We start from the raw sequence: 25,633 nt of genomic DNA, 5'->3' as shown, positions 1-25,633 counted from the left end.
AATAGTCGTTAATTAATGATAAGGAGTTAGAGAAAATGATGATAAAAATTGCAGTTGTCGGTTCAAAGGAGTTTATGGAGAACCTTTTTCCTATTGCTCAAAAATTAGAAGGAATAGAAATTGATTCCTATATTTACCTTCATCCGGCAGAATCTTCTGAACTATTAAAGTGTCTAAAGCCTTGTGATGTCATCTTTTTCTCAGGTGCTTTACCTTATTATATGGCAAAAGAAGTAAGAGAACAATTACGAATTCCAAGTACATACTTACAGCAAGACGAGACAACTGTCGCATCTTCCATTCTTTCTATCATGTATCATCAAAGTATTCAACCACATAACATTTCCATCGATTTAGTAGACCGCTCGTTTATTACAAATGTGTTCCATGATATCGGTATAAAAGAAAGTCCGCAAGTGTTGGATTATGAAAATATGCTGTGGAGTAAAGATGAAATAAATAGAGTTATCGATTTTCATGTAGCTAAATATCAATCTGGAGAAGCTCATTTAGCTTTAACTAGTATTCACGCTGTTTACGACGAGCTTCAAAAAATGGGTGTTCCTTCAGAGCGTATGATTGATCCAACACAATCCATTATACATGGGCTAAAAGATGCAAAAATAAAAGCTGAGTTAGCAAAAAGCTATTCAGCTACTGTTGGTACTTGTATTATTTCGTCCTTAGAATTACGAACGAGTTTGCTTGAAAAACTAGATGTCATTTCAAAAGAACTACGTGGTTCATTTAAACAAGTGGATGAAATGACATGCATTTTGTATACAACTCGTGGTGATATCGAATCAATTATTAAAACAAATGCGATAGATAACTTGTTTGCGAGTGTAGAAGGAACGATAGCTATTGGATTTGGTTATGGAAAAACCGTGAAAGAAGCGGAGCAAAATGCAAAAATCGCTCAAAGTTTTGCAAAGAATAATCCAATAGATCGTTGTTTTTATATACTAACAAGTGATAAAGATTTGTTTGGTCCATTCCCGAAAGAACAGAGAGTACAAAGTTTGAAAAATGATAATCCGGAACTAATGAAAATAGCGAAGGAAACGAAGCTTAGTCCGGCCAACTTGTCAAAAATTATTCAATTTAGTCAATCGCATCCGTCATTGAAATTTACAGCAGCTGACCTTTCTGAGTACTTACAAGTGACTCGGCGATCGACAGAAAGGTTGTTAAAGAAATTAGTTGATTACGGGTATGCTCATATTTGCGGCGAGGAAATGCCCTATCAACAAGGGCGACCTCGCGCACTATATGAACTGAATTTACCGCTATTTTTAAGCTTCTAGTTGAGCTTTTTGTTTCTTTAGCAGTTCTGCTTTTTCAATGTCTGATAGTTTTACAATTGTGAAACCTGTTATACCATAAATGATTGAGATAATAGGTACGATGAAATTCAAAATAGCATAAGGAGCATATTCAAATGCACCTACGCCAAGTGTAGCGAGAATAAATACACCGCACGTATTCCAAGGAACGAAGACAGAAGTTAATGTTCCGCCATCTTCTAATGCTCTGGATAAGTTTTTTGAATGTAGTCCTTTTTCTGTGTATGCATTTGCGTACATTCTTGAAGGGACAACAATTGAAATATATTGTTCAGAGCAAGTAAGGTTTGTTGCAAAACAAGATGCGATAGTAGAAGCGATAAGCCCTTTTGCTGATTTCGCTAACTTTAAAATTTGATTTACAATTGAGCGAAGAATACCTGTATGTTCTAATACTCCTCCGAAAGTCATAGCGACAATTGTCATAGAGACTGTATTCATCATCGAATCTAAGCCACCGCGGTTAAATAGTTCGTCTACTAGCTTGTTTCCAGTGTCTATAACAAATCCAGCTTGGAGTGCACCGACAGATGCTGAGACAGAACCACCTTGAATAAAGACTTGTGATAAGAATCCTAAAATAATACCGACGAGAATGGCTGGTATGGCAGGAACCTTTTTAGCGACCAATACCATAACGGCTACGGGTATAATGAGTAGGAAAGGTGAGATAACAAAGTTTTGTTGCAATACTTGTAACGTTTGATCGATGCTCTTCGCATCAATATTGTTAGCGCCGAAGCTTCTTCCTAAGACCGCGTATACGATAAGAGTAATAATTAAACCGGGAACTGTAGTAAATAACATATGACGAATGTGTGCGAATAAATCTGTATTTGTTAATCCTGCGGCTAAGTTAGTTGTATCTGAAAGCGGTGACATTTTATCGCCAAAATAAGAGCCTGAAATAATGGCACCAGCAACCATTGGAGCTGGAATTCCCATACTTAGGCCAATTCCCATTCCAGCAACACCAATTGTACCCATTGTAGACCAAGAGCTACCAATCGCTAATGCAACGATAGAACAAATGACAGTAATGGAAACTAAAAATAGTGATGGAGTTAAAAGTTTTAAACCGTAATAAATCATCGTTGCGACAATTCCACCGCCAATCCAAGCACCAATTGTTAAGCCAACAAGAATAATAATGACGATAGCGGGTAATGCAAGACGAATCCCTTTATACATTGCTTCTTCAAGATCATTCCATTTGTAACCGTAACGCCAAGCGACAATAGAAGCAACGGTTGTACCGATAATAAGTGGAACGTGAGGGCTTTGTTTTAATACAACAATTGTAACCATCATAACTGCAACGGTAATGATAATAGGGATAATCGCTATTCCAAAAGGTATTTCTTTTTTCATAAAGTTCCTCCTTGTTACGTATGTTTGTTTGTATTTTTAAAATTGTCGTAAAATAGACGTTTATTAGGTTATGATAACTAAAAGTTTATGTAAGCGTCAACATAAAAAAAACAGAAAATAAGGAATGTTCTAGTTGTTTGTTTAGTTTGTAATATAGGTGAGTAGTAAGATTTTTAAGTATTTAAAAATAAACAATTGACTTTTTTCTTAAAATTCAATATGTTCATAAAAACATCTGTTTTTCATAAGTATAATTAACCCGAATCGTTTGTAATGTGGGAAGGAGACTGGAACGTTGAAAACATTAGAACTACAAGAGCGCTTAACGGAGATTTTTCAGCATTTACACGAAAACCCTGAAGTAAGTTGGAAAGAATATGAAACGACAGCGTATATTACTGACTTTTTAAAAGAAGAAGGAATTTCATATAGAACATTTGATGATTGTCCAGGTGTAATTGCTGAGATTGGAGGCGGGAATCCAGTTATTGCGATTCGTGCTGATATGGATGCACTTTGGCAAGAAGTAGATGGAGAATTTAAAGCGAACCATTCATGTGGTCATGATGCTCATATGACTATTGTAATGGGACTTATTTTACAATTGAAAAATATGAGATGGAAAAGTGGTACGGTTAGATTTATTTTTCAGCCGGCAGAAGAGAAGGGTAATGGTGCTTTGAAGATGGTGGAGAAAGGTGCTGTAGATGATGCTGATTTCTTATTTGGTGTCCATCTAAGACCGATTGAAGAACTATCTTTGAAACAAGCTGCCCCATCAATTCGCCATGGAGCAGCTGGATTTTTAGAGGGGATGATTCATGGGGAGGATGCACACGGGGCGAGACCACACCAAGGTGTGAATGCAATTGATGTCATTTCCATGATTAATATCGGTTTGAAAAATATTTGGTTGCCACCGCAAAGTTCCTATTCAGTAAAAATGACGAGATGCCAAGCTGGTGGCGATAATTTAAATATCATTCCGGGAAATGGTCATTTCAGTTTAGATGTAAGAGCAGAGAGTAATATACTATTAGAAGAATTAAAGGAAAAGATTGAGCATGTAATAGAATCAGCTGCATCGATGGGGTCGAAAACTTCATATGAATGGATGGATCTTGCACCAGGAGCAGAGGTTTCCGAAGAAGCAGAGCGCTTTATGCGTAAAGGTATTATCGAAGTGTATGGGGAAGAGAGATGTACGGGACCTCTCTATACGACAGGAAGCGATGATTTCCATTATTACACAGTGAAAAGACCACATTTAAAAGCTGTCATGCTTGGACTAGGAGCAGACCTACAACCTGGATTACACCATCCGTATATGAGGTTTGATCATAGTTGTATTATGGATGGAGTAGAAATATTGAAACAAACTGTATTGAAAGTGTTAGAAGACAGGGGCTAGAGAGCTCCTGTTTTTTTGTCGTGGATTGTCGGTAAATCGATATATTTGAAAAATCGTTGATATATTTGAAGTTACGATAGATATATTAAGAAAATCGTTAATATAATTTCACGTACCTATTAATTTGATTAAAAATGAATCTCCAGTACATGGTGTATAATAATAAGTACCATTTTTTAATAGGAGAAAACGAATGAACGAACAATATTACGATGCAGTTTTACATATAAAAACAGTCGGTGAGCAAAAGGGGTTTAACAAGTCTATGCATTATCACCGCTATGAACCGACGCCCTATAGCGGATTAGATGAGTTACTGAATCAATATGAAATACGAAGTAGCGACCGAATTGTAGACTTTGGGTGCGGAAAAGGAAGATTAAACTTTTATATGCATCATAAATGTGGTGCATCAGCAGTTGGAATTGAAATGAATGAAGAGTTTTATAAAGAAGCGATGGATAATCGAGATCGTTATGCAAGAAAGGTAAGAAACGGTAAAGATAAAATTGATTTTGAATGTTGTTTAGCGCAGGAATATGAAATTGATCCGCGTGATAACCGGTTTTATTTCTTTAATCCATTTTCTGTACAAGTGTTTATGAATGTAGTAAATAACATTTTGCTTTCGGTAGAAGAGGCGGAGAGAGAAGTCGATATTATTTTATACTATCCTTCTGAAGATTATATTTTCTTCTTGGAGAATCAGACAGCGTTTGAGTTGAAGCGGGAAGTAAGGTTGCCAGGGGCTTATGAGAAGAATGGGAATGAGAGGTTTTTAGTTTATAGATTGGAGTGCTAATGTATGGGGGCTTGGGGAGTAGCGATATTATCAGATGATATTGCTAAAGATATTCAGTTAATTTATAAGGACTTATTAGGAAATGAATATTCAAATGAAGAAGCAAGTAGGGTTGTAATTGATGAATACCAGACTGAACTAGATGATGAAGAGATACTTGTTTTTTGGTTAGCATTTGCTTATATACAATGGAAGTTAGGAAGGCTTCAAGACAATGTTAAACATGAGGCATTGCAAATAATAGAGAGCGGCGCAGATTTAGCACGCTGGGAAGAAGAACCTACATTACAGAGAAAACGTGAAGTAGTGTTAAATAAACTTAGAGAACAGTTACATTCTCCGCAGCCACAAGCTAAAAAAATACCGAAGAGATTTATAGCAAATACTTCTTTAAAAGCAGGTGATGCTGTTAGTTATGAATTAGTGTCGGGGAAGTATATTATTCTGAAAGTCATCGAGATTATTGAAGAATGGTATGGGGATCGATATCCTCTATTTGAAATATGTGATTGGGAAGGGAAAGAGATTCCTTCAAAAGAACAAATTGACCAATTAGACTTAAAGAAAAGAATTTATGAAGATGGAAAGCAGGAAATAATTAAGCTTGCTATTTATGCTTCAGGAAAAAGAGATAACCCAGAAAAAAGAATACAAGTAGTAGCAGAAGATGTAAATGTAGTATTAGATATAGAACCACCATATGATTTAATATGCTGGAAGGAATTTGACGAACATTTGGATACAATGTAATAAAAAAGACGCGCTACCTATTGGTAGCGCGTCTTTTTTATTAGTTACGGATTAAGTAATCAAATGCACCTAAAGCTGCGTTTGCACCTGAACCCATAGAGATGATGATTTGTTTGTACGGATTATTTGTACAGTCACCTGCAGCAAACACTCCTGGTACGTTTGTAGCGCCGTGCTTGTCTGTTACGATTTCACCGCGAGCGCGTTCAACTGTTTCGCCTAACCAGTCTGTGTTTGGCACAAGACCGATTTGTACGAATACACCTTGTAATTCAACGTGATGAACTTCTTCAGTTTCACGATCGATGTAAGAAATACCGTTTACTTTATCAGTACCAGTAATTTCTTTCGTTTGAACGTTTTTCAGAACAGTTACGTTTGGTAAGCTGTTAAGACGCTCTTGTAATACAGCATCAGCTTTTAATTCTGGCATGAATTCAAGAACAGTTACGTGCTTAACAATACCTGCTAAGTCGATAGCTGCTTCAATACCAGAGTTACCTCCGCCGATAACTGCTACGTCTTTTCCAGTGAATAATGGACCGTCACAGTGTGGGCAGTATGCTACACCTTTATTTTTGAACTCAGCTTCACCCGGTACGCCAACGTTACGCCAGCGAGCACCTGTTGAAACGATTACGCTCTTACTTTTCAGAATAGCGCCGTTTTCAAGTTCCACTTCAATAAGTTCTTTTTTCTCTAAACGTTTCGCACGTTGTAGATTCATTACATCGATATCGTATTCTTTTACGTGCTCTTCAAGACTTGCTACTAGCTTAGGACCTTCAGTCTTTTTTACGCTGATGAAGTTCTCAATGCCCATAGTATCCATTACTTGACCACCGAAGCGCTCAGCAACGATACCAGTGCGGATGCCTTTACGTGCTGCGTAAATTGCTGCACTTGCACCAGCAGGGCCGCCGCCAACAACAAGAACATCGTATGGATCTTTATCAGAAAGCTCTGATGCATCTGGACCGTTACCCATTTTAGCTAAAATTTCTTCAAGTGTCATACGACCGCTTCCGAAAGATTCGCCGTTTAGGTAAACAGTTGGTACTGCCATGATGTCTTTGCTTTCTACTTCCTCTTTGAATGCAGCGCCATCAATCATAGTATGTGTAATACTAGAGTTAAGAACGCTCATTACGTTAAGAGCTTGTACAACATCAGGACAGTTATGACAACTTAGGCTGATATAAGATTCAAAATGATATTCGCCTTGAATGTTTTTAATTTGATCGATTAATTTTTGTTCAACTTTTGGAGCGCGTCCACTTACTTGTAGTAAAGCTAACACTAATGATGTAAATTCGTGTCCTAATGGAATACCAGCGAATACGACACCAGTGTCTTCACCAGGGCGGTTTACGCTAAAGCTTGGTGTTCTCTCTAATTCAACTTTTTCTACTGTAATCTTAGATGACATAGTAGCTAATTCGTCTACTAGAGCTAACATATCTTTAGATACGTTATCGTCTCCTGCGCTTACTTTAAGTAAAATATCGTTCTCCATTAACTGAAGGTATTGGGATAGTTGTGTTTTTATATCTGCATCTAGTATCATTTTGATCGAACTCCTTAGATTTTGCCTACAAGGTCAAGGCTTGGTTTAAGTGTTGCAGAACCCTCTTGCCATTTAGCTGGGCAAACTTCACCTGGGTTGTTACGTACGTATTGAGCAGCTTTAATTTTGTTAACAAGAATGCTTGCGTCACGGCCGATACCGTCAGCATTGATTTCCATAGATTGGATAACGCCGTCTGGATCGATGATGAATGTACCACGAGCAGCAAGACCTTCTTCTTCCATTAAAACGTTGAAGTTTGTAGTGATTGTGCGAGTTGGGTCACCGATCATGATGTACTCGATTTTGCCGATAGTTTCTGAGCTATCATGCCATGCTTTGTGAGTGAAGTGAGTGTCTGTAGATACAGAGTATACTTCAACGCCTAAGTCTTTTAGAGTTGCATATTGGTTTTGTAAGTCTTCAAGTTCAGTTGGGCAAACGAATGTGAAGTCAGCTGGGTAGAAACAAACTACACTCCATTTTCCTTTTAAACTTTCGTCAGTAACTTGGATAAATTCTCCATTATGGTAAGCATTAGCTTTAAACGGTTTTACTTCTGTGCCGATTAATAACATGTTAAAATTCCTCCTAAATGTTGGTTTGAGCATCAAAAAATAGTGTGCTCATAAAATATATTTTTTAATTAACTATAATAATTCTAATTCGATATTAATTATCATATAGAATTGGTTATTTTGTCAAGCGAATAAACCAACTTTATTCCAATTTAATTAATATTTATTCTCAATTAAGGCTATCAGGGAATAGAAAGGTAATTTTAAGTCTATAAATTTTAGATGAGTGTTTGAAAAGTTTAGTGTGTATGTTAGAGATAGTGTGTAAGTTTAATTTTTTAGGAAGGAAATATTTCTTAGAAGTTGTGGTTTTGAAAAGGAACTGCTTACTTCTATTTTACAAAGAATTTTGTGATAAATAAAATAAAATGAATCGGAAATTTTTTGAACAATTTTTGTCATCTCAAATATATAATTAGGAAGTATATTAAGATGATAGTTAGAAACATTGACTCAAAGTGCTAACAAGATATAATAAAACCTAGATATATCTTTCAAAAAGAAGAATACATATTTATAGGATGAAAAAATTCAACCTATTATTTTTTATAGCTTTTAGAAAACGCTTACAATTAGTGTGGAGGGGAAACCATGTCTAAGTTCACGAAGTATTTTTTAATGGAAGCTAAAGATGTGATTGCATATGTGAAAGAGAAATTGTCTAAGTTTGAACATGCAAAGGAGTTACAGTGTAAAGAAATAGGTGATGGCAATTTAAATTATGTGTTCCGCGTTTGGGATGAAAAAGAGAACATGTCAGTCATCGTAAAGCAAGCTGGGGATACAGCTCGCATTTCAGATGAGTTTAAGTTGTCGACAAACCGTATTCGTATAGAATCAGATGTTTTGCAGTTAGAGGATGAGTTAGCACCCGGACTTGTTCCTAAGGTGTATTTATTTGATAGTGTGATGAATTGTTGCGTAATGGAAGATTTATCGGATCACACAATATTACGTACAGCACTTATAAATCATCAAATATTTCCGAGGCTTGCGGATGATTTAACTACTTTTATGGTAAATACACTTTTATTAACATCGGATGTTGTAATGAATCATAAAGAGAAGAAGGAACTTGTGAAGAATTATATAAATCCTGAATTATGTGAGATTACAGAGGACCTCGTATATTCAGAACCATTTACCAATCATAATAAGCGTAATGAGTTATTTTCGTTAAATGAGGGATGGATTAGGGAACATATTTATAGTGATAAAGAGCTTCGTATGGAAGTAGCGAAACGTAAATTTTCTTTTATGACGAATGCACAGGCATTACTTCATGGTGATTTACATACTGGTTCTGTTTTTGTAAGAGATGATTCTACAAAGGTTATTGATCCTGAGTTTGCTTTTTATGGACCTATGGGATATGACGTTGGGAATGTAATGGCGAATTTAATGTTTGCTTGGGTGAATGCAGATGCAACGATGCCACCTGGAGCGGAGAAAGATACGTATATGGATTGGTTACAAACTACGATGGTAGAGGTAATTGATTTATTTAAGAAGAAGTTTTTAGATGCTTGGGATATTCATGTGACCGAGATTATGGCGAAGGAAGAAGGCTTTAGCGAAGTATATTTACAATCTGTATTAGAGGATACGGCTGCAGTGACAGGTCTGGAATTAATTCGCCGTATTGTTGGATTAGCGAAAGTAAAAGATATTACTTGTATTGAGAATGAGGAAGCACGTGCTAGAGCGGAGCGAATTTGTCTTCAAGTAGCGAAGAGTTTTATTTTACGAGCGAATCAATATAGAACGGGTACACGTTTTGTAGAAACGTTAAAAGAACAGTCAATGCACTACGCGAAGTAAGGGGAGAATATGATGGAAGAGCAATTAATACCCATTCAGTGGAAAGATGATGCTTTAGTTTTATTAGATCAAACATTATTACCGAATGAGGTTGTCTATGAATCTTTCAAGACAGCTGAAAGTGTGTGGGATGCCATTCAAGTAATGAAAGTACGAGGAGCACCAGCAATTGGTGTTTCGGCAGCGTACGGTGTGTATTTAGGAACAAAGGAAGTTATTCAAAGTAAGATGGAAGACTTTATAGAGGAAGTCAAAAAGGTATGTGCATATTTGGCAACATCAAGGCCAACAGCAGTAAACTTATTCTGGGCACTTGAAAGAATGGAAGCGGTAGCGACAGAGAACGCGCACTTATCAATCGTCCAGTTGAAAGACAGATTACTAGAAGAGGCAAAAGAGATTCATAGAGAAGATGAAGAAATTAATCGTCAAATTGGAGAGCATGCATTAACATTATTCCATGATGAAATGGGAGTATTAACACATTGCAATGCTGGTGCGTTAGCGACGACTAAGTATGGTACTGCGACAGCACCAATGTACTTAGCGAAAGAAAAAGGATGGGACTTAAAAATCTATTCAGATGAAACTCGTCCTAGGTTACAAGGTTCAACGTTAACAGCATTAGAACTACAGCGAGCGGGAATTGATGTTACTGTCATTACGGATAATATGGCAGCTATGGTCATGTCACAAGGAAAAATCGATGCTGTAATCGTTGGATGTGACCGCGTGGCAGCAAACGGTGATGTAGCAAATAAAATTGGCACATTAGGCGTATCTATTTTAGCTAAATACTACAACATTCCGTTTTATGTAGCAGCGCCAACACCAACAATCGACTTAAAAACACCGACAGGAAAAGAAATTCCGATTGAAGAAAGGGATGCTTCTGAAGTGATTAATCGTTTCGGACAATATTCAGCTCCGAAAGAAAGTAAAGTATATAATCCAGCATTTGATGTTACTCCATATGAAAATGTAACAGCGATTATTACAGAAAAAGGGATTGTAAAGGCACCGTTTACGGAGAATTTAAAAAAGCTATTTCAATAAATAGATAAATATAAAAGTCAGTCATCATAAGCTTCATACTTAGGGGGATGTATATGTTATTACAAAAAGAAAGAGAAGAAATTGTAGCGTATGGAAAGAAAATGATCTCTAGTGGTTTAACAAAGGGGACTGGGGGTAATATTAGTATTTTCAATCGCGAACAAGGTCTTGTTGCGATTAGTCCAAGTGGTTTAGAGTATTATGAAACAAAACCTGAAGATGTAGTTATATTAAACTTAGATGGTGAAGTGGTAGAGGGAGAGAGAAAGCCATCAAGCGAACTAGATATGCATCTTATTTATTATAGAAATCGTGAAGATATAAATGCGCTTGTGCATACACATTCTCCTTACGCAAAGACGATTGCGTCATTAGGATGGGAGCTTCCTGCTGTTTCATATTTAATTGCTTTCGCAGGCCCGAATGTTCGCTGTGCACCGTATGAAACATTTGGTACGAAGCAATTAGCGGATGCTGCTTTTGAAGGCATGATTGATCGTCGTGCTGTGCTACTTGCAAATCACGGTTTAATTGCTGGTGCAAATAATATAAAAATGGCGTTTACTGTTGCAGAAGAGATTGAGTTTTGTGCTCAAATTTATTATCAAACGAAAAGCGTCGGAGAACCGAAGCTTTTGCCAGAAGATGAGATGGAGAATTTGGCGAAGAAGTTTGAAGGGTATGGGCAGCAGTAGAATGAAACAAAAACACCCTCAAGAAAAGATCTTGAGGGTGTTTTTTACGCTTTCTTAAGCAACAAATACATAAAGTAAGGAGCCCCAATTAAAGCAACGACAATACCTGCTGGGATGCCGTTAGGTTCAACGATGTTTCGGCCAATTGTATCTGCTAATAGCAATAGCCATCCGCCGATTAAAACGGCAATAGGCATGAAAATTTGATGTCTTGGACCTACTAAAGATTTCGCGATATGAGGAGCCATTAGTCCGATAAAGCTAATTCCTCCTGTTACGGAAACAGCTGCAGCTGCAAGCGCAACGGCTGCAACTAATAAGTATCTGCGTTCTTTTTCAATTTCAATTCCAACACCGATTGCGACTGGCTCGTTTAATGCTAGAATGTTTAATCGATTTGCTTTATAGAAAACGAACGGAATTAATACGATTAACCATGGGAGCATTGCTAAAACGAAGACCCAGTCATCTCCCCAAATGTTTCCGGCAATCCACTTGGCGATAAAGTCCACTTTCATACGATCAGCGGATGAAATAAGGACAATCATCATTCCAGATAGTGCAAATGAAAAACCAATACCGGTTAATGTTAGTCGGATTGGCTGAAGCCCAGTTGATTTACTATATGAAAATACGTAAATTAGAACAGCTGTCAGAAAAGCCCCGATAAATCCAACGACTGGTAGTAAGTAAAGAAATGAACCTACATCTATTGGAAAGTATAAAAAGAAAATAGCAACAGCAACACCGGCCCCAGAGTTGATCCCGAGAATACCAGGTTCAGCTAAATCATTTCGAGTAATTCCTTGGAATATAGCCCCTGATAAAGCGAGAGCCATACCAGCTAATAATGTAATCACAATTCTAGGTAGTCTTAAAGAGTATAAAACAAACTCCTCTTTAAAAGTCCCTTGTCCCATTAATGTTGGGAGTAGTCGATCATAAGATAAAGATGCTGAACCAAGTCCCATTCCAACTACAATGGTGGTGATGGTCAGTATTAGTAAAGCGAGTATAATAAGACGTTGTTTTCTTAGAATAGATTGCATCATGAGAATGTTTTTCCTCCTTTACGTACAATGAATAGGAAGAATGGTAACCCTACAATCGCGACAATTGCCGCAACTGGTGTTTCGTACGGAGCGTTAATAGTACGTCCGATTGTATCTGCAAGTAGCATAAAGGAAGCTCCAGCAATTGCTGACATCGGTATAACAAATCGGTAATCTGGACCGACAATTGGGCGTACCATGTGAGGTACCATTAAACCGATAAATGCCATATTTCCAACAAGCGCTACAGATGCACCTGCAAGTAAGATAATAATGATAAATAAAATAGTTTTAATAACAATAATTTTTTGACCAAGTCCAATAGCCACTTCCTCACTGAAACTAAGAACTGTTAATTTTTTTGCTAGTAAGATAGCGATAAAGATACTAATTGAAATGACTGGAATAATAATTTTTAATTGGCTCCAAGTTGTTCCAATTACGCCCCCAGCAGTCCAAAGTGATACATCTTGTGAAATTTTAAAATAAATGCCGATTCCTTCTGAAATTGCGAGTAGAAATGCGGAAACTGCAGCGCCCGCTAATACAATTCGAAGAGGAGAAAGGCCGCCTTTTTTCACCATACCAATTCCAAATACCATGATTGCGCCAATTGCCGCACCGATAAAGCAAGCTAATGTTAAGTAAAGATAGCTGATGGAAGGATTGAAAGCAAGTGTCAGTGCAAGCGCAGCATTTGCTCCACCAGATAGCCCTAATAAACCAGGATCTGCAAGTGGATTTCGTGTTAATCCTTGCATAATTGCTCCAGAAACGGCTAATCCAGCTCCTACAAAAATAGCAGCAACTTCACGTGGTAAACGTATTTCTCGAATAATAGATATTTTGTCTCCTTTAGCGGAGGAAGTGAGTGCTAACCATACATCTTTTATCGAAGTATCTGCAGCACCTAATACCATTGCAACCATAAAAATAAGAAAGAATGCAATTAAGCTTAAAATTAGTTTGTATGTAAAAGCTATAGAACGTGGATTTTCATGATCTTTTGTCATTCGTTTCACATCTTTTCTGTTCATAGAATAAAGGAAGAGGAATTCTTAAATTAAGAATTCCTCATGTTTGTATTATTTACCAAGAAAGTTTTTCTTGAAGAAGTCTAGTTGGAAATCTAATGTAAGTGGATCATTGAAATAGAATTCCATCATGTTTGCTTCATATACGCGATTATTTTTTACTGCTGGGATGTTTTTATATGATTCTGTCTCTTGGAATGAGTTATCAGTCTCTTTATTTTTACTTACGATTAAGTAATCACCAGCAAATTCCGGTAATACCTCAGTAGATAATGCGTAGTAACCTTCTTTTAATGCTTTTTCTTTTACTTTTTCAGGCATTTTTAATTTCATTTCTTGGTACAGGATTTCTGTTCCGCGGCCCCAGTTCTCGCCGTATACATAAAGCTGTTTGTTGAAGTTTTCTACAACAGAAACTGTTGCATCTTCACCGATTTTTGCTTTAATTTCTTTACCAGCTTCTTGTGCACGTTTCTTGAAGTCATCAACCCAAGTTTTTGCTTCTTTTTCTTTGTTTAATAACTTACCAATTTCTAAATGCTGTGTTAAGTAATCAACTTTTCCGTAAGTGTATGTTACAGTAGGAGCGATTTTCTTTAACTTATCGACATTTTTAATATTTGATAAACCGATGATTAAATCTGGATTTAGTTCAGCGATTTTTTCAACATTTTCATCTGATACTTCAGCAACATCTTTAAGTTTGCTATCAAAACGTGGGTTTTGTTTAGACCATGAATCTACCCCAACAAGATTTACATCTAATGACATTACGTTACCAGCGAATGATGATAATACAACAACGCGTTTTGGATTTGCAGGAACTTCTACTTTACCATTTTCAGATTGGTATGTAATTGTTTCTGATTTACTACCTTTTGCATCGTTCTTTTTGTCTGTAGAGCCATTGCTACAAGCACTCATAACAAGAACGAAAAGAACTGTTAGTGAAATAAATAACTTTTTCATCGTCTTTCTCCTTTAACATAGATGATATGTGTATACAATAATTTGTTTAACTGTAATCTTTTTGAAAGAGTAGTGGTAATGCAAAATAATCTATTAAAAATCTTGAATATGAGATTTTATAATATAGTATTAACCATATTAATGAAAGAAGATGTAATCTCAATTTGCTAATTATTAACAAATTGATAATGATTATCACTATTGATTCTTTAAATAATATAATTTTATATAGGTGTATTGTCAATAGTAATTTTGATTGTAAATTTTGCGGAAACAGGTTATATTTTATTGAGAATGATAATCAATGACTAGTAGCTGAGGAGTGACACGAATGAATCAAGAAGAATTGTTTGATGTAACTGTGATAGGCGGAGGACCTGCAGGGCTTTATTCAGCTTTTTATAGTGGACTCAGAGAGATGAAAACGAAAATAATAGAATTTCAACCACAGTTAGGTGGAAAAATACATGTTTATCCAGAGAAGATGATTTGGGATGTAGGAGGGCTGCTGCCAGTTACAGGTGATAAATTAATTGAACAACTTGTACAGCAAGGGCTAACATTTAAGCCAGAAGTGGTATTAAATACAAAAGTAGAATCGATTATTCGTAACGAAGATGGCACTTTTACGTTAAAAGCAAGCAATGGCGAAGAACATTTTTCAAAAACAGTTATCGTCGCAACTGGAAGTGGTATATTGAAACCTCAAAAGTTATCAATTGAAGGTGCTGAGCGATTTGAAGTATCTAATTTAAATTATACAGTGAAATCTTTAAAGCGTTTCAAAGGTAAGACGGTCATTATTTCCGGCGGAGGAAATTCTGCGGTTGATTGGGCAAATGAATTAGAACCAATTGCGAAAAAAGTGTATGTAACATATAGAAAAGAAGAATTATCTGGTCATGAAGCACAAGTAAAACAACTGCTGAACAGCTCGGCGGAGTGTTTCTTTAATACATCGATTACAAAACTCATTGCTGGTGATAATCATGAAGCGATCGAATATGTAGAATTGACAAATCATGAAACAGGTGAGGTTTCTCATTTACCTATTGATGAAGTTATTATTAATCATGGATATGAACGTGACATTACATTATTAGAAAATAGTGAGTTAGACGTTGCGATTATAGATAATTATTATATTGCAGGTAATGCAAATAGTGAGTCTTCAGTAGATGGATTATATGCTGCTGGAGATATTTTAAAGCACGAAGGGAAACTACACTTAATTGCAGGTGCATTCCAAGATGCTGGAAATGCTGTGAATAAAGCAAAGCAATTTATCCAACCAGATGCAAGTGAGTACGGAATGGTTTCTTCTCATAATGAAGTATTTAAGAAGAGAAATCGAGAACTGATTAAACAGATGATGAAATAATAAGGAACAAGTATACCCCCACATACTTCTCTATTCAAATGGATGAGAGATGTACGTGGGGTTTTTCCTGTTTACTATATTTTCAATCATTATAATGACACCGGTTTCATCAGTTCATATGATATGAACATTTTATTGGTAAAGCATCCTAGAAAACAATTTAGCTATGTTTTGCTTACGCAGAACATGGCTAAATTACGCTGTCCCTTTAGCGCGTTCATTAGGAAATGGCATATTTAGTATAGAAGCAATATATTGTTTTCCATGTTTTCGAGCCAATGATTCTAATATTTGACGGACGCGTTTTGTAAGATGGCCTTGTTTTTTGATGGCTTCACAATATGCGTCATAGAAAGCATATTTAGCCCAAAGGAAATCATCTTGTTGGAATAAGAAATGATTTTTGTACCATTCACCAATTGTATGATAACAATTGTTTTCATGTATTGCTGTGCTTTGAGAAAGAAAACGATCAGATAAAGATACATTCAAATGAGAAATTGTGTTTTCTGTTTCAACTTGTAGTGTTTTTTCTAACATTGTAATGATGTGACGAGTAGCCATATGTTAACTCTCCTTTGTGTAAATGGGTAATACCATTCTATATTTAAAAAATTCTTACTATATAATACTATACAATATATGGAATGCATCTACCTGCTTTTTGAACTGCATTTACAAAATCTTTTTTATTTGTTTACAAAAATAAAGTAAAGTAAGATACAGTATAGATGAAAAAATAATAAAGGAATGAACGCATTGTATATAACAGTAGAAGAGACTGCGGAGTATTTGAATTTACCGAAATCGTATATTGAAGAGTTAATTCAGCAAAAGAAAATTCGTGCGCTATTCGATGGAGAGCAATATTTAGTAAATCAAGAACAATTCAATACACATTTAGAACAAATGGAGAAATATAAGCAGTTAGTGGAAGAAATATTAAATGAACCAATTCCAGAAGATATGGATGTTAAAGACGAAGACTAAACTTTGGGAAATCCCGTATGAAGATATGCAGAAATGTATCTTCATACGGGATTTTTGTTTAAATGTATCAAAATCCTAATGGGCACGCAGAATTTCTTATATTTTTGATAGGTAGTAGTCTACCATGTTAAAAGCATATTTTTTTCTAGCTAGGACAAACATAGAGAACGTAACCTGTACAGATACATATACTATCAGTGCAAAAGCTTATAAATTAATGGAAGGGGTTTTCTCGTGAGTTTATTTCATTGTGATTTTCTGAAAGACTTAATTGGATCTTTTGTGAGAGTAAACAGGGGTGGTCCAGAATCTCAAAAAGGAACAATAATATCAGTATGTCCGGACTACTTCGTATTGAAGAATGAAAAAGGTGAGCTTTATTACTATCAACTTAGCCATCTGAAAAGTATTACGAAAAATACAAAAGACTGTGGATCAAGTGATTGTGATTGGGAAGATTGCGAATGTGCAGACGACTTTGAAGCACTACTTCTAAGCTTCAAATATTGCTGGGTGAAAATTAATCGCGGTGGTCCAGAGAAAGTGGAAGGCATTTTACAAGATGTTTCTTGTGACTTCGTTACATTAATTGTAAAAGAAGAAGTTATATTAATTGCAATAAAGCATATTAAAAGTGTTAACTATAATGCATTAGCATGCGGAGAGAGCGATGAGAGCGAAGATAGTAATAGTAAGGAAAGTAGTAGCGATAATTCAGGTCGAGCTCGCGCACAAAGACAGTCAAGTAGAGGAAGATAATAAGAAAGGAGGATACAAATTTGGAAAGTATATTATGCTGTGAGCAAATTAAATGCTTAGTCGGTGAGACTGTAAAAGTAAATCTTCGTGGACCAGAGAGTCGAGTGGGGGTACTTGTATCGTTAGGGAGAGATTACCTTACATTACAACTTCCTCTTGGTGAATTAGTATATTACCAATTGAAACATGTGAAGAGTCTAGCTAAGAAAGTGAAAGAAAGTAAATGTGGCGATTCCTATGTTTCATGTTTCTGCTCTGATGATGATACTTTTGTCGATGTATTACGTGACTTGAAGTATAAGTGGGTAAAGATTAATCGTGGCGGTCCAGAATGTGTGGAAGGATTATTAAGTGAAGTGCATGAAGAATGTATTACACTAGTAAACTGCGATGAAGTCATTTATATCATTAATTATCATATTAAGAGTGTGAGTCAAGTAGTGAAATGTAAAAAGAATGAAGATGAATAATGTTTAATAAATAAGAGGGGCATTATGAGGGAAAGAGAAGAACAATTTCTTATTTCGATAGTATGAAAAGGAATTACTTACTATTAAGACAAAACATTGCCCTGATTATTTTTTTTGAAACGGAAGATAGGAAAGCTGATATTCATAGGAAGGAGGATATAGATGAATGAGTTGAATAAAAGTATTGGAGAAAATATATATGTTAAATTAATCGGTGAAAAAAGATTTAAAGGTGTATTAATTGATGTAGGAAATGATATCGTCGTTCTTTACAATGGACAAGATTACGTATATATATCTTTATATCATGTACAATACTATAAATTTTTAAGACCATATGACGAAGAAATATCAAAACCAGATGTTGATTCTGTAATTAAGAGGGAATCCCCTTCAATTTCTTTGAGAAAAGTATTAAGTACTTCTAAAGGTATTTTTACAGAAGTTTATGTAGCAGGAAATGCTCCAATACATGGTTATGTTACAAGTGTGATGAACGATTATATTGTTTTTTATAGTCCGGTTTATAAAACGGTATATATATCTTTAAAGCATTTAAAATGGTTAATTCCGTATAAAGAAAACCAAGTACCGTATGCCCTCAATAAAAATGAACTCCCCGTAAATCCGTTAAATATTACGTTAGCTAGAACGTTTGAAGAACAGCTTATTAAAATGACAGGGAAAATTATGGTGTTCGATTTAGGTGAGGAGTCCAATAAAATTGGAAAAATGGCGAAAATTGATGAAGGTCATATTGAAATATCAAAAGCACGTGATGCAAAAATGTATGTGAATATTCAACATGTAAAATCCGTCCATTGTCCGTAGATTAGTTGGAAGGGCTGGCTTTTTCTTTTATATGCAGAAGAAAAGGTCGAGCCTATTTATTTAGTTTAATTTGGATATGAGGGGAAAAATGAATTGAATATAAATATATTATAGTGTGATCTTTTTAAAAATAATTTTGCACTACTTTATAAAGAAATATGTACGAGCTATCTTTTTATGTATTCAATTTATTTTTTGAGGAGGAGCTGCTCAACTAATTTATTAAAGGGGTTTTGTTTGTGGAGCAGTTTCCGAATTCGTTATCAATTACATTGCTTGGTAGTGCTGGTGGAGCAGCAAAAGCAGTTTTAGCAATTTTAAATCAAGCGATAGCAAATGAAAAAGATCCAATTTATGAAGTATTAAAGAATGCCAAATTTCATTTGGTGGATATAAAACAAAAAGATAGGACTTATTATGATGAGTTGTTTTCGAATTTGAAAGGTCGCTTATATTTATATGAAATAAACCTTCAAAATGTAGTGGAATTTAAACAACATTTAAAAGAAAAAAGAACGAGTGTTGTGATTGATGTTTCAGGAGCAGATACAATTAGAGTATTAAGCTGCTGTAATGAACTAGGAATTTGTTATATTAATTCAGCCTTGGAAAATGAGGCCGTAGATCAGGACGATAGCTTAATCGGCTTTCAGCTTACGGAAAGATATACAAGGTTTGAGAAGGAGAAAGAGAAATTTACAAATACAAAAGCGATTATAGGTTCAGGTATGAATCCAGGTGTTGTTCAATGGATGGTTGTTGAACTTATGAAGGAACGACCAAATGAAAGGCCAAGAGCATGTTATATTGTAGAACATGACACGTCGTTTTTGAATGATACAGCGCTTATAAAGCCACATACACTTTATGCTTCATGGGCAGTAGAGCGATTTTTAGATGAAGCAATCTGGAGTTATCCGATGTATATGAGTCAACATCGTCCTCTTTACTTTTATGAAGATGTATATGCTTCAGAGTATAAAGTGAAGTTGGGAGAAAAAGAATTCTATGGTTGTTTAATGCCACATGAGGAAGTATTAATTTTAGGGAAAAACTTTAATATGGAAGTTGGTTTTCTTTACCGAATTAATGAGTATACAACAAATATAATTAGACAGAATTTAGACCAAGTAGAAGATTTATGGAACTGGAATCGTAAAGTGTTTAATCCAGCGGAAGAAGAGGTTGCTGGAGAGGACTTGGTCGGTGTGTTACTCGTTTATGAAAATAGTGAGACATATATGTATAATGTGATGAATAGTAGCCAAGTTTTTCGTAAATATAAAACGAATGCAACGTATTTTCAGGTAGGGTGCGGGATTTATGCGGGCTTGTCCAGTTTACTTTTAGATCGATTTGAACAAGGTGCTTATTACGTCGAGGAGTTGTTATTAAATACAGAAAGTAAGTACGGTGAGTATTTAAATTTATATATGAAGGATTTTGTAATGGGGCATAATAATTTTACTGATGGATTGTTACATGACAGGGTAAGATGGGTGTAATTTGTTACCAAAAGGAAGGAGAGATCTCCTTCCTTTTAGTATTATAAGGTTAAATATTGCCCTGAAAGCAATTTCATACTTATACTTTAAGGAGATAACAATGAAAGTTTTTTGTATCGATCAAGGGGAGTTTTTATATGAACAAATACAAGAGCTTGATTTATGAAGAAAGAAGAGCCTTAAAGGTATTTATATTATTATTCTATATTATATTCTTTTTATATGACGCTATATATTATTTTGTGTATCCTGCTATGAATATTAGTGGAACAGCGGTAGGTTGGCCAGAAGGTAGTCTTGGGATAGGTGTGCCTATATTTGTAATAGCAATATTTCCTATTTCTATATACCTTCAAAAAAGAGGGTATGTATATTCTGTAAAATATTTATTTTTATTTGGGTACATGTTTATCAATCTTGTTAATAATTTAATGATTTATTTGCGAACGGATAGACCTTTTGAACATGGTAGTATGGTAGAAATGTTATTAATTTTATTTGCCCCAGTTTTCGTGAATAGAAAATACTTTTATTTAGTTTCCTTTAGTGTAATTGGAAAGTACGTATTTTTCACATTGCTATTACAAGATTTAAAAGTGGTAATTCCACTTGTTTTATGTGTATTCTATTTCATTATTTCACATTCTTTATTAAAACGATTTCAATCTTATGTAAGAACAGTGGTTGAAATGATGAACAATATGAAAGAGACGGAAAATTTAGCTGTGATTGGAACTATGTCTACAACAATTGCCCATGAAATTCGAAATCCGTTAACAGCGTTAAAAGGGTTTACGCAAATGCAAAAAGAAAGAAATCCAGCTGATACGATGAGCTACGACATTATGTTACAAGAAATTGAAAGGGTTAATGGATTTGTTAGTGAATTGATGTTGTTAGGAAAACCAAAGCCAACAAATTATGAAAGGTGTAATATACGAGACATCCTTCTATATGTTGTGCATCTAATGGAAAGTTATGCAACGCAATATAGAGTTAAATGTCATTTACAAGTAGATGGGAATTTACCGGCTATAAACGGTGATGATAAGCAATTAAAACAAGTGTTATTAAATATCATTAAAAATGGAATAGAATCAATGCCAGAGGGTGGAGAAATTCATATCCGTGCATATCAAAAAACGCAAGGACATTTGTGTATTTCTGTTGAAGACCAAGGATTTGGTATAGAGAATGAAAAGTTGGAAAAAATCGGCAAGGCGTTTTACACAACAAAGGAGAATGGTACAGGACTTGGATTAATGATTACATATAAAATTATTAAGGAACATCAAGGGAGTATCACGATCCAAAGTAGTCTAGGAGTAGGAACGAAAGTCGAAATTTTTCTGCCGACCGTTTAATGTATTGGGAGAAAAGATTTTTCAGAAAAGTGTTCTTGTTGTGTAAATATAAACATTTTATAAAATGTTTCAAGAAGGGTTTTTTTTATAAAATACTTCGTTTATAATGGAGGAAAATATCGGCATGAGATTGATTGCTCATGTAACGGTTCAGTAGTGTTATGAAAAGATAAGAAGGGGTGCACGCGCATCCTTTTTTCTATGCAGATATTATGAAAGAGGTGGTATGATGGAATTAACATTAAATTCGACTGTATGTTTACACACGATTCAATTTCGAAAAGAGCAAAAGAATTATATTGTAAAAGATACAATTACAGGAGAAAAATATGAAATGCCGCCACTTTGGATTGATGCATTGGCAATGATGCGTGACGGTTTTTTATTGGGAGAAATTGAGGAGAAATTAAAAGAAGAGTATCCATCTGAAGAAGTGAATATGTTAGCATTCACGAGGCAACTGTTAGAACTAGAACTTGTTGAAATGGTAGATGGAGAAGAGATAGCTTGCACAAAGAAGAAAGAGATAGATTGTTTAGCTTGGGTGCGTCCCCGTGTGGAACAATTCTTTCTTAATTTAAATAGAAAATATAGAAGCAAAGACCAGTAGTGGCCTTTGCTTTTTTTAATCCCGCTATTTGCCGGGCAGTAAGACCCCCATCTCAAAATTCAGCGGAAGCAAAGAAGTTAGGTGTGGGATGAACAAAACCCCCACTGATTAAAGGTTCACTTTATAGGTTGTGTTTAAAATATAACAGCAAATGCTCTTGCGAAAGCACCGTCACTATTTTTAATTTTTAAAGGTGCGGCTGAGAAAAAGAAACGTTTTGTTTCGATAGCATCTAGATTTGTTAAGTTTTCGATTAAATAAATATTATTCCCTAGTAATATGTGATGAATCGGTGATGTTTCTGTTGTGACTTCATCAGGAGAAATGAAATCTAAACCGATAGATTTTACCTTTAATCGCACTAGTTCTTTAGCTAATTCTTCAGAAAGGTAAAATGCTTCTTTCTCATAAGCTTCTGTATTCCATTTAGTGGATAGATTAGAATGAAAAATAACAATATCACCTTCTTTTATGACAGTATTATGCAATACTGCCTTAGGTAATTTTCGCTCTTGAATATGTGTTACATCTATAAGAACAGCTTCGCCTACAAATTGATCCAGCGGTAATTGATCGATGGTCGTTGCGCCTGAAATAAAATGCGCAGGGGCATCACAATGTGTGCCAACGTGAACGACAGAATGAAAATCTGTAACTTGATAGCCTGATTCTTCAACACTTGTAACAGCTTCTAGTTGTATTTTAGGTGTTCCAGGAAATTGAGACATATTATTTTCAAATGTTTGCGATAGATCAATTACTTTCATTTTACATACCTCCAATATATATTTTTCAAATAATAAAAAGCTCATCCTTCAGTATCAAGAAAGATGAGCTTTACATGCTAGTTGAGTTTTATCTTCCAAAATGCAATGCATTTTGCAGGAATTAGCACCTATTCAGTTTGTATAAACTGAGGTTGCTGGGCTTCAAAGGGCCGGTCCCTCTGCCTCTCTTGATAAAGAAGTATTTAATTTTGAAATCGGAATTTTCCGATAGTTAAATTGTAATTCATTTCCTTTTTTCGTGCAATACAAAATAGGTATTCACCCAAATAAAGCTGCTCGCATATTGTAGCTTATGTAAATAGAATGCTGCGAAGGAGTGAGTGCAGTGACAGGAAATGTATTGAATTATTATGCTGGTGGTAATACAGCTAGGGGATTTCACAATTTATACGAAGAGAATTTAAAAGGATTAGACAGATTATTTATCTTAAAGGGTGGCCCAGGAACGGGAAAATCTTCTTTAATAAAGGCAATAGGTCGGGAATGGGTTGAAAAAGGATATGATATTGAATTTTTACATTGTTCTTCTGACAATAAATCGGTTGATGGTGTAATTATCCCAAAATTAAAAGTAGGAATTGTTGATGGGACATCGCCGCATGTTATTGAGCCAAAAATGCCAGGAGTTGTTGAAGAATATATAAATTTAGGAATTGCTTGGGACTCAAATAAACTAAGAAAGCAGAAGTTAGAAATTGAAAGATTTGTTTCAGAAGCAAGCAAAGCTTTTCAGTCTGCTTACGCACATTTTAAAGAGGCATTGGTTATACATGATGAGTGGGAGAAGATATATATTGATAATATAGATTTTAATAAAGCAAATGAACTAACCGATCAGCTAATCCAGAAATTATTTGCAGATAAAAGCGGGAGACAATCGCTTGTAAAACATCGTTTTTTAGGAGCTGCTACACCGAAAGGAGCAGTTGATTTTGTTCCTAATTTAACAGAAGGGTTACCACATCGTTATTTTATAAAAGGGCGCCCAGGCTCTGGAAAATCAACGATGCTCAAAAAGTTAGCTAAGGCAGCTGAAGAAAAAGGGTTTGAAGTTGAAGTATATCATTGCGGATTTGACCCGAATAGTCTTGATATGGTTATCGTAAGAGAATTAGGATTTGCAATTTTTGATAGCACCGCACCACATGAATATTTTCCAAGTCGCGAGGGTGATGAAATTATTGATATGTATGCCCTTATTGTTACGCCAGGGACGGATGAGAAATATGCGAAGGAAATTCGTGATGTCTCCATTCAGTATAAAGCAAAAATGAATGAGGCGATGTCTTTCTTAGCGAAAGCAAAATCGGTTCGTGATAAATTAGAACGAATTTATATTGCTGCTATGGATTTTTCAATAGTAGATGCATATAAAGAGGAGATTCAAAAAGAGTTTGAACGAATTGCTGCTACTGTAATTGAAAAGCAACAATAGACGTTTCATTAGGCTGTCAGTAATTTCTGACAGTTTTTTTAGTATGTAGTAAAATTAATAGTGTATTGTCGAATTTCCAAGGAAATAATCAAAAAATGGAGTTGTTATGAAATGAGAGAGAAAATCGAGTTGGAGTTAGAAAGAATTGAAAAAGAGAATGATGTGAAAATTTTATTTGCGGTGGAATCAGGGAGTCGTGCTTGGGGGTTTCCATCGAAAGATAGCGATTATGATGTTAGGTTTATTTATATACATCCAGTAGAATGGTATTTATCAATTCATGATAAACGAGATGTAATTGAATATCCAATTAGCGATGATTTAGATATAAGTGGTTGGGATATTAAAAAGGCATTGCAACTATTCGCGAAGTCGAATCCAGCTTTACTTGAGTGGATTCGATCACCAATTTTTTATTCGAAAAACTCTAATTTTCCAGAACTACTTCAACAGATGAGTGAGAAGAATTTTGATCCAAAAGCAACGATATATCACTATTTACATATGGCGTCGAAAAATTATCGTGAATTTTTGCAAGGTGAGAATGTAAAGCTGAAAAAGTACTTTTACGTATTACGTCCCATTTTAGCTTGTAAGTGGCTAGAAGAGAAAGCAACTTTACCTCCTGTAGAGTTTGATCGATTGATTACAGAATTACCATTAGAACGTAGTGTATTAGATGAAATTGAAAAGTTGTTAATAAAGAAAAAAGCAGGTACTGAATTAGATGTTGGATTGAAAATTAAGGTGCTAAATCAATTTTTAGAAGAACAAATTCATTACTATGGGCAATATGTAAAAGGAATTGAAAAGGGATCAGGGATCGATATTGAGGTTTTAAATACACTATTTCGAGACATGCTGTTTGAAGCATATGAAAAAGAGCACAAGTAAGTTGAACTGCACCCCAATTGTTAGACACAGTCTAACAATTGGGGGTGCAGTTTTTCTATGGCTAAATTTACAGCTGATGAAAAAATACAAATCGTTCTACGTTATTTGAACGGAAATGAAAGTTATCGAGAAATGGGTAGATCGCTCGGTATAA

General features: G+C 35.2%; 26 protein-coding genes and 1 riboswitch. Of the genes, 18 read left to right on the top strand and 8 right to left on the bottom strand.

The window, feature by feature from the left end:
- Window positions 1–35: 35 nt before the first annotated feature.
- Window positions 36–1,307, top strand: coding sequence for a hypothetical protein (locus MR167_RS16600; protein ID WP_000972820.1), 1,272 nt, complete (start codon window positions 36–38; stop codon window positions 1,305–1,307).
- Here the strand turns inward: MR167_RS16600 and nhaC are convergent.
- Window positions 1,296–2,717, bottom strand: coding sequence for a Na+/H+ antiporter NhaC (gene nhaC / locus MR167_RS16595; RefSeq protein ID WP_000711513.1), 1,422 nt, complete (start codon window positions 2,715–2,717; stop codon window positions 1,296–1,298). The genes MR167_RS16600 and nhaC overlap by 12 nt on opposite strands.
- Window positions 2,718–3,012: 295 nt before the next feature.
- On the opposite strand from nhaC, the gene MR167_RS16590 reads away from it, so the two are divergent.
- The 3 genes from MR167_RS16590 (at window position 3,013) to MR167_RS16580 (ending at window position 5,680) form a co-directional block, all read left to right on the top strand.
- On the top strand, window positions 3,013–4,128 hold the full coding sequence (locus MR167_RS16590) for a M20 peptidase aminoacylase family protein (RefSeq protein ID WP_086396625.1): 1,116 nt from the start codon (window positions 3,013–3,015) through the stop codon (window positions 4,126–4,128).
- Window positions 4,129–4,321: 193 nt separating this feature from the next.
- Window positions 4,322–4,930 (top strand): SAM-dependent methyltransferase, encoded by a 609-nt coding sequence (locus MR167_RS16585; protein WP_097980821.1) that lies wholly within the window; start codon window positions 4,322–4,324, stop codon window positions 4,928–4,930.
- Window positions 4,931–4,933: 3 nt separating this feature from the next.
- Window positions 4,934–5,680, top strand: coding sequence for a hypothetical protein (locus MR167_RS16580; RefSeq protein WP_242315024.1), 747 nt, complete (start codon window positions 4,934–4,936; stop codon window positions 5,678–5,680).
- Window positions 5,681–5,720: 40 nt separating this feature from the next.
- Here the strand turns inward: MR167_RS16580 and ahpF are convergent, their stop codons facing one another.
- Window positions 5,721–7,247: an alkyl hydroperoxide reductase subunit F gene (ahpF, locus tag MR167_RS16575; protein WP_000599506.1), complete on the bottom strand. Its 1,527-nt coding sequence runs from the start codon at window positions 7,245–7,247 to the stop codon at window positions 5,721–5,723.
- Window positions 7,248–7,261: 14 nt separating this feature from the next.
- Window positions 7,262–7,825 carry an alkyl hydroperoxide reductase subunit C gene (gene ahpC, locus MR167_RS16570; protein ID WP_000924420.1) on the bottom strand — a complete coding sequence of 188 codons (564 nt, stop codon included), beginning with the start codon at window positions 7,823–7,825 and terminating at the stop codon, window positions 7,262–7,264.
- A gap of 591 nt (window positions 7,826–8,416) precedes the next feature.
- Between ahpC and mtnK the strand changes: the two genes are divergently transcribed.
- From mtnK to MR167_RS16555, 3 genes are read left to right on the top strand one after another with little or no spacing between them, the layout of a single operon-like run.
- Complete coding sequence (mtnK, locus tag MR167_RS16565; protein ID WP_242315022.1) at window positions 8,417–9,646, top strand: S-methyl-5-thioribose kinase; 1,230 nt, start codon at window positions 8,417–8,419, stop codon at window positions 9,644–9,646.
- Window positions 9,647–9,658: 12 nt separating this feature from the next.
- Entirely contained in the window at window positions 9,659–10,702 is a 1,044-nt protein-coding gene (gene mtnA, locus MR167_RS16560; RefSeq protein WP_000392488.1) for an S-methyl-5-thioribose-1-phosphate isomerase, read from the top strand.
- Window positions 10,703–10,755: 53 nt separating this feature from the next.
- Complete coding sequence (locus MR167_RS16555) at window positions 10,756–11,397, top strand: L-fuculose-phosphate aldolase (RefSeq protein ID WP_000926560.1); 642 nt, start codon at window positions 10,756–10,758, stop codon at window positions 11,395–11,397.
- A 44-nt stretch (window positions 11,398–11,441) separates the two neighbouring features.
- On the opposite strand, the gene MR167_RS16550 is transcribed toward MR167_RS16555, so the two are convergent.
- Genes MR167_RS16550 through MR167_RS16540 form a run of 3 tightly spaced genes read right to left on the bottom strand, consistent with a single transcriptional unit; the run spans window position 11,442 to window position 14,452 of the window.
- On the bottom strand, window positions 11,442–12,449 hold the full coding sequence (locus MR167_RS16550) for a FecCD family ABC transporter permease (protein WP_000983742.1): 1,008 nt from the start codon (window positions 12,447–12,449) through the stop codon (window positions 11,442–11,444).
- A complete protein-coding gene (locus tag MR167_RS16545) occupies window positions 12,446–13,486 on the bottom strand; it encodes a FecCD family ABC transporter permease (protein WP_002153558.1) in 1,041 nt (346 codons plus the stop codon). Before MR167_RS16545 ends, MR167_RS16550 begins: the two co-directional genes overlap by 4 nt.
- 48 nt (window positions 13,487–13,534) lie before the next feature.
- Window positions 13,535–14,452, bottom strand: coding sequence for an iron-hydroxamate ABC transporter substrate-binding protein (locus MR167_RS16540; protein ID WP_000732570.1), 918 nt, complete (start codon window positions 14,450–14,452; stop codon window positions 13,535–13,537).
- A 331-nt stretch (window positions 14,453–14,783) separates the two neighbouring features.
- On the opposite strand from MR167_RS16540, the gene MR167_RS16535 reads away from it, so the two are divergent.
- Window positions 14,784–15,833 (top strand): NAD(P)/FAD-dependent oxidoreductase, encoded by a 1,050-nt coding sequence (locus MR167_RS16535; protein WP_001070938.1) that lies wholly within the window; start codon window positions 14,784–14,786, stop codon window positions 15,831–15,833.
- 195 nt (window positions 15,834–16,028) lie between these two features.
- On the opposite strand, the gene MR167_RS16530 is transcribed toward MR167_RS16535, so the two are convergent.
- Window positions 16,029–16,397, bottom strand: coding sequence for a hypothetical protein (locus MR167_RS16530; RefSeq protein WP_000235474.1), 369 nt, complete (start codon window positions 16,395–16,397; stop codon window positions 16,029–16,031).
- Between the two features lie 186 nt (window positions 16,398–16,583).
- Here MR167_RS16530 and MR167_RS16525 point away from each other — a divergent pair, with 186 nt between their 5' ends.
- The 7 genes from MR167_RS16525 (at window position 16,584) to MR167_RS16495 (ending at window position 22,362) form a co-directional block, all read left to right on the top strand.
- Window positions 16,584–16,823, top strand: coding sequence for a helix-turn-helix domain-containing protein (locus tag MR167_RS16525; protein ID WP_179958937.1), 240 nt, complete (start codon window positions 16,584–16,586; stop codon window positions 16,821–16,823).
- Between the two features lie 234 nt (window positions 16,824–17,057).
- On the top strand, window positions 17,058–17,582 hold the full coding sequence (locus MR167_RS16520) for a spore coat protein (RefSeq protein ID WP_149185674.1): 525 nt from the start codon (window positions 17,058–17,060) through the stop codon (window positions 17,580–17,582).
- A gap of 20 nt (window positions 17,583–17,602) precedes the next feature.
- Complete coding sequence (locus MR167_RS16515; RefSeq protein ID WP_000443833.1) at window positions 17,603–18,052, top strand: hypothetical protein; 450 nt, start codon at window positions 17,603–17,605, stop codon at window positions 18,050–18,052.
- 162 nt (window positions 18,053–18,214) lie between these two features.
- Entirely contained in the window at window positions 18,215–18,883 is a 669-nt protein-coding gene (locus MR167_RS16510; RefSeq protein WP_001004281.1) for an LSm family protein, read from the top strand.
- Window positions 18,884–19,122: 239 nt separating this feature from the next.
- On the top strand, window positions 19,123–20,388 hold the full coding sequence (locus tag MR167_RS16505; RefSeq protein ID WP_000434727.1) for a hypothetical protein: 1,266 nt from the start codon (window positions 19,123–19,125) through the stop codon (window positions 20,386–20,388).
- Between the two features lie 137 nt (window positions 20,389–20,525).
- Entirely contained in the window at window positions 20,526–21,752 is a 1,227-nt protein-coding gene (locus MR167_RS16500) for an ATP-binding protein (RefSeq protein WP_001046099.1), read from the top strand.
- Window positions 21,753–21,981: 229 nt separating this feature from the next.
- Window positions 21,982–22,362 carry a hypothetical protein gene (locus MR167_RS16495; RefSeq protein WP_000424116.1) on the top strand — a complete coding sequence of 127 codons (381 nt, stop codon included), beginning with the start codon at window positions 21,982–21,984 and terminating at the stop codon, window positions 22,360–22,362.
- Between the two features lie 134 nt (window positions 22,363–22,496).
- On the opposite strand, the gene MR167_RS16490 is transcribed toward MR167_RS16495, so the two are convergent.
- On the bottom strand, window positions 22,497–23,129 hold the full coding sequence (locus MR167_RS16490) for a cyclase family protein (protein ID WP_063546317.1): 633 nt from the start codon (window positions 23,127–23,129) through the stop codon (window positions 22,497–22,499).
- 85 nt (window positions 23,130–23,214) lie between these two features.
- A riboswitch (SAM riboswitch) is annotated at window positions 23,215–23,327 on the bottom strand.
- A gap of 148 nt (window positions 23,328–23,475) precedes the next feature.
- On the opposite strand from MR167_RS16490, the gene MR167_RS16485 reads away from it, so the two are divergent.
- From MR167_RS16485 to MR167_RS16475, 3 genes are all read left to right on the top strand, one after another.
- Window positions 23,476–24,585 carry a PRK06851 family protein gene (locus tag MR167_RS16485; protein WP_000147472.1) on the top strand — a complete coding sequence of 370 codons (1,110 nt, stop codon included), beginning with the start codon at window positions 23,476–23,478 and terminating at the stop codon, window positions 24,583–24,585.
- A 111-nt stretch (window positions 24,586–24,696) separates the two neighbouring features.
- Window positions 24,697–25,479 carry a nucleotidyltransferase domain-containing protein gene (locus MR167_RS16480; RefSeq protein WP_001208228.1) on the top strand — a complete coding sequence of 261 codons (783 nt, stop codon included), beginning with the start codon at window positions 24,697–24,699 and terminating at the stop codon, window positions 25,477–25,479.
- 57 nt (window positions 25,480–25,536) lie between these two features.
- A partial coding sequence (locus tag MR167_RS16475) for an IS3 family transposase (RefSeq protein WP_016098213.1) occupies window positions 25,537–25,633 on the top strand: 97 nt, incomplete at its 3' end.

This window comes from Bacillus cereus group sp. BfR-BA-01355 (assembly GCF_022663675.1).
Lineage (GTDB): Bacteria > Bacillota > Bacilli > Bacillales > Bacillaceae_G > Bacillus_A > Bacillus_A thuringiensis_S.
This window is presented reverse-complemented; position numbering and strand designations above follow the sequence as displayed.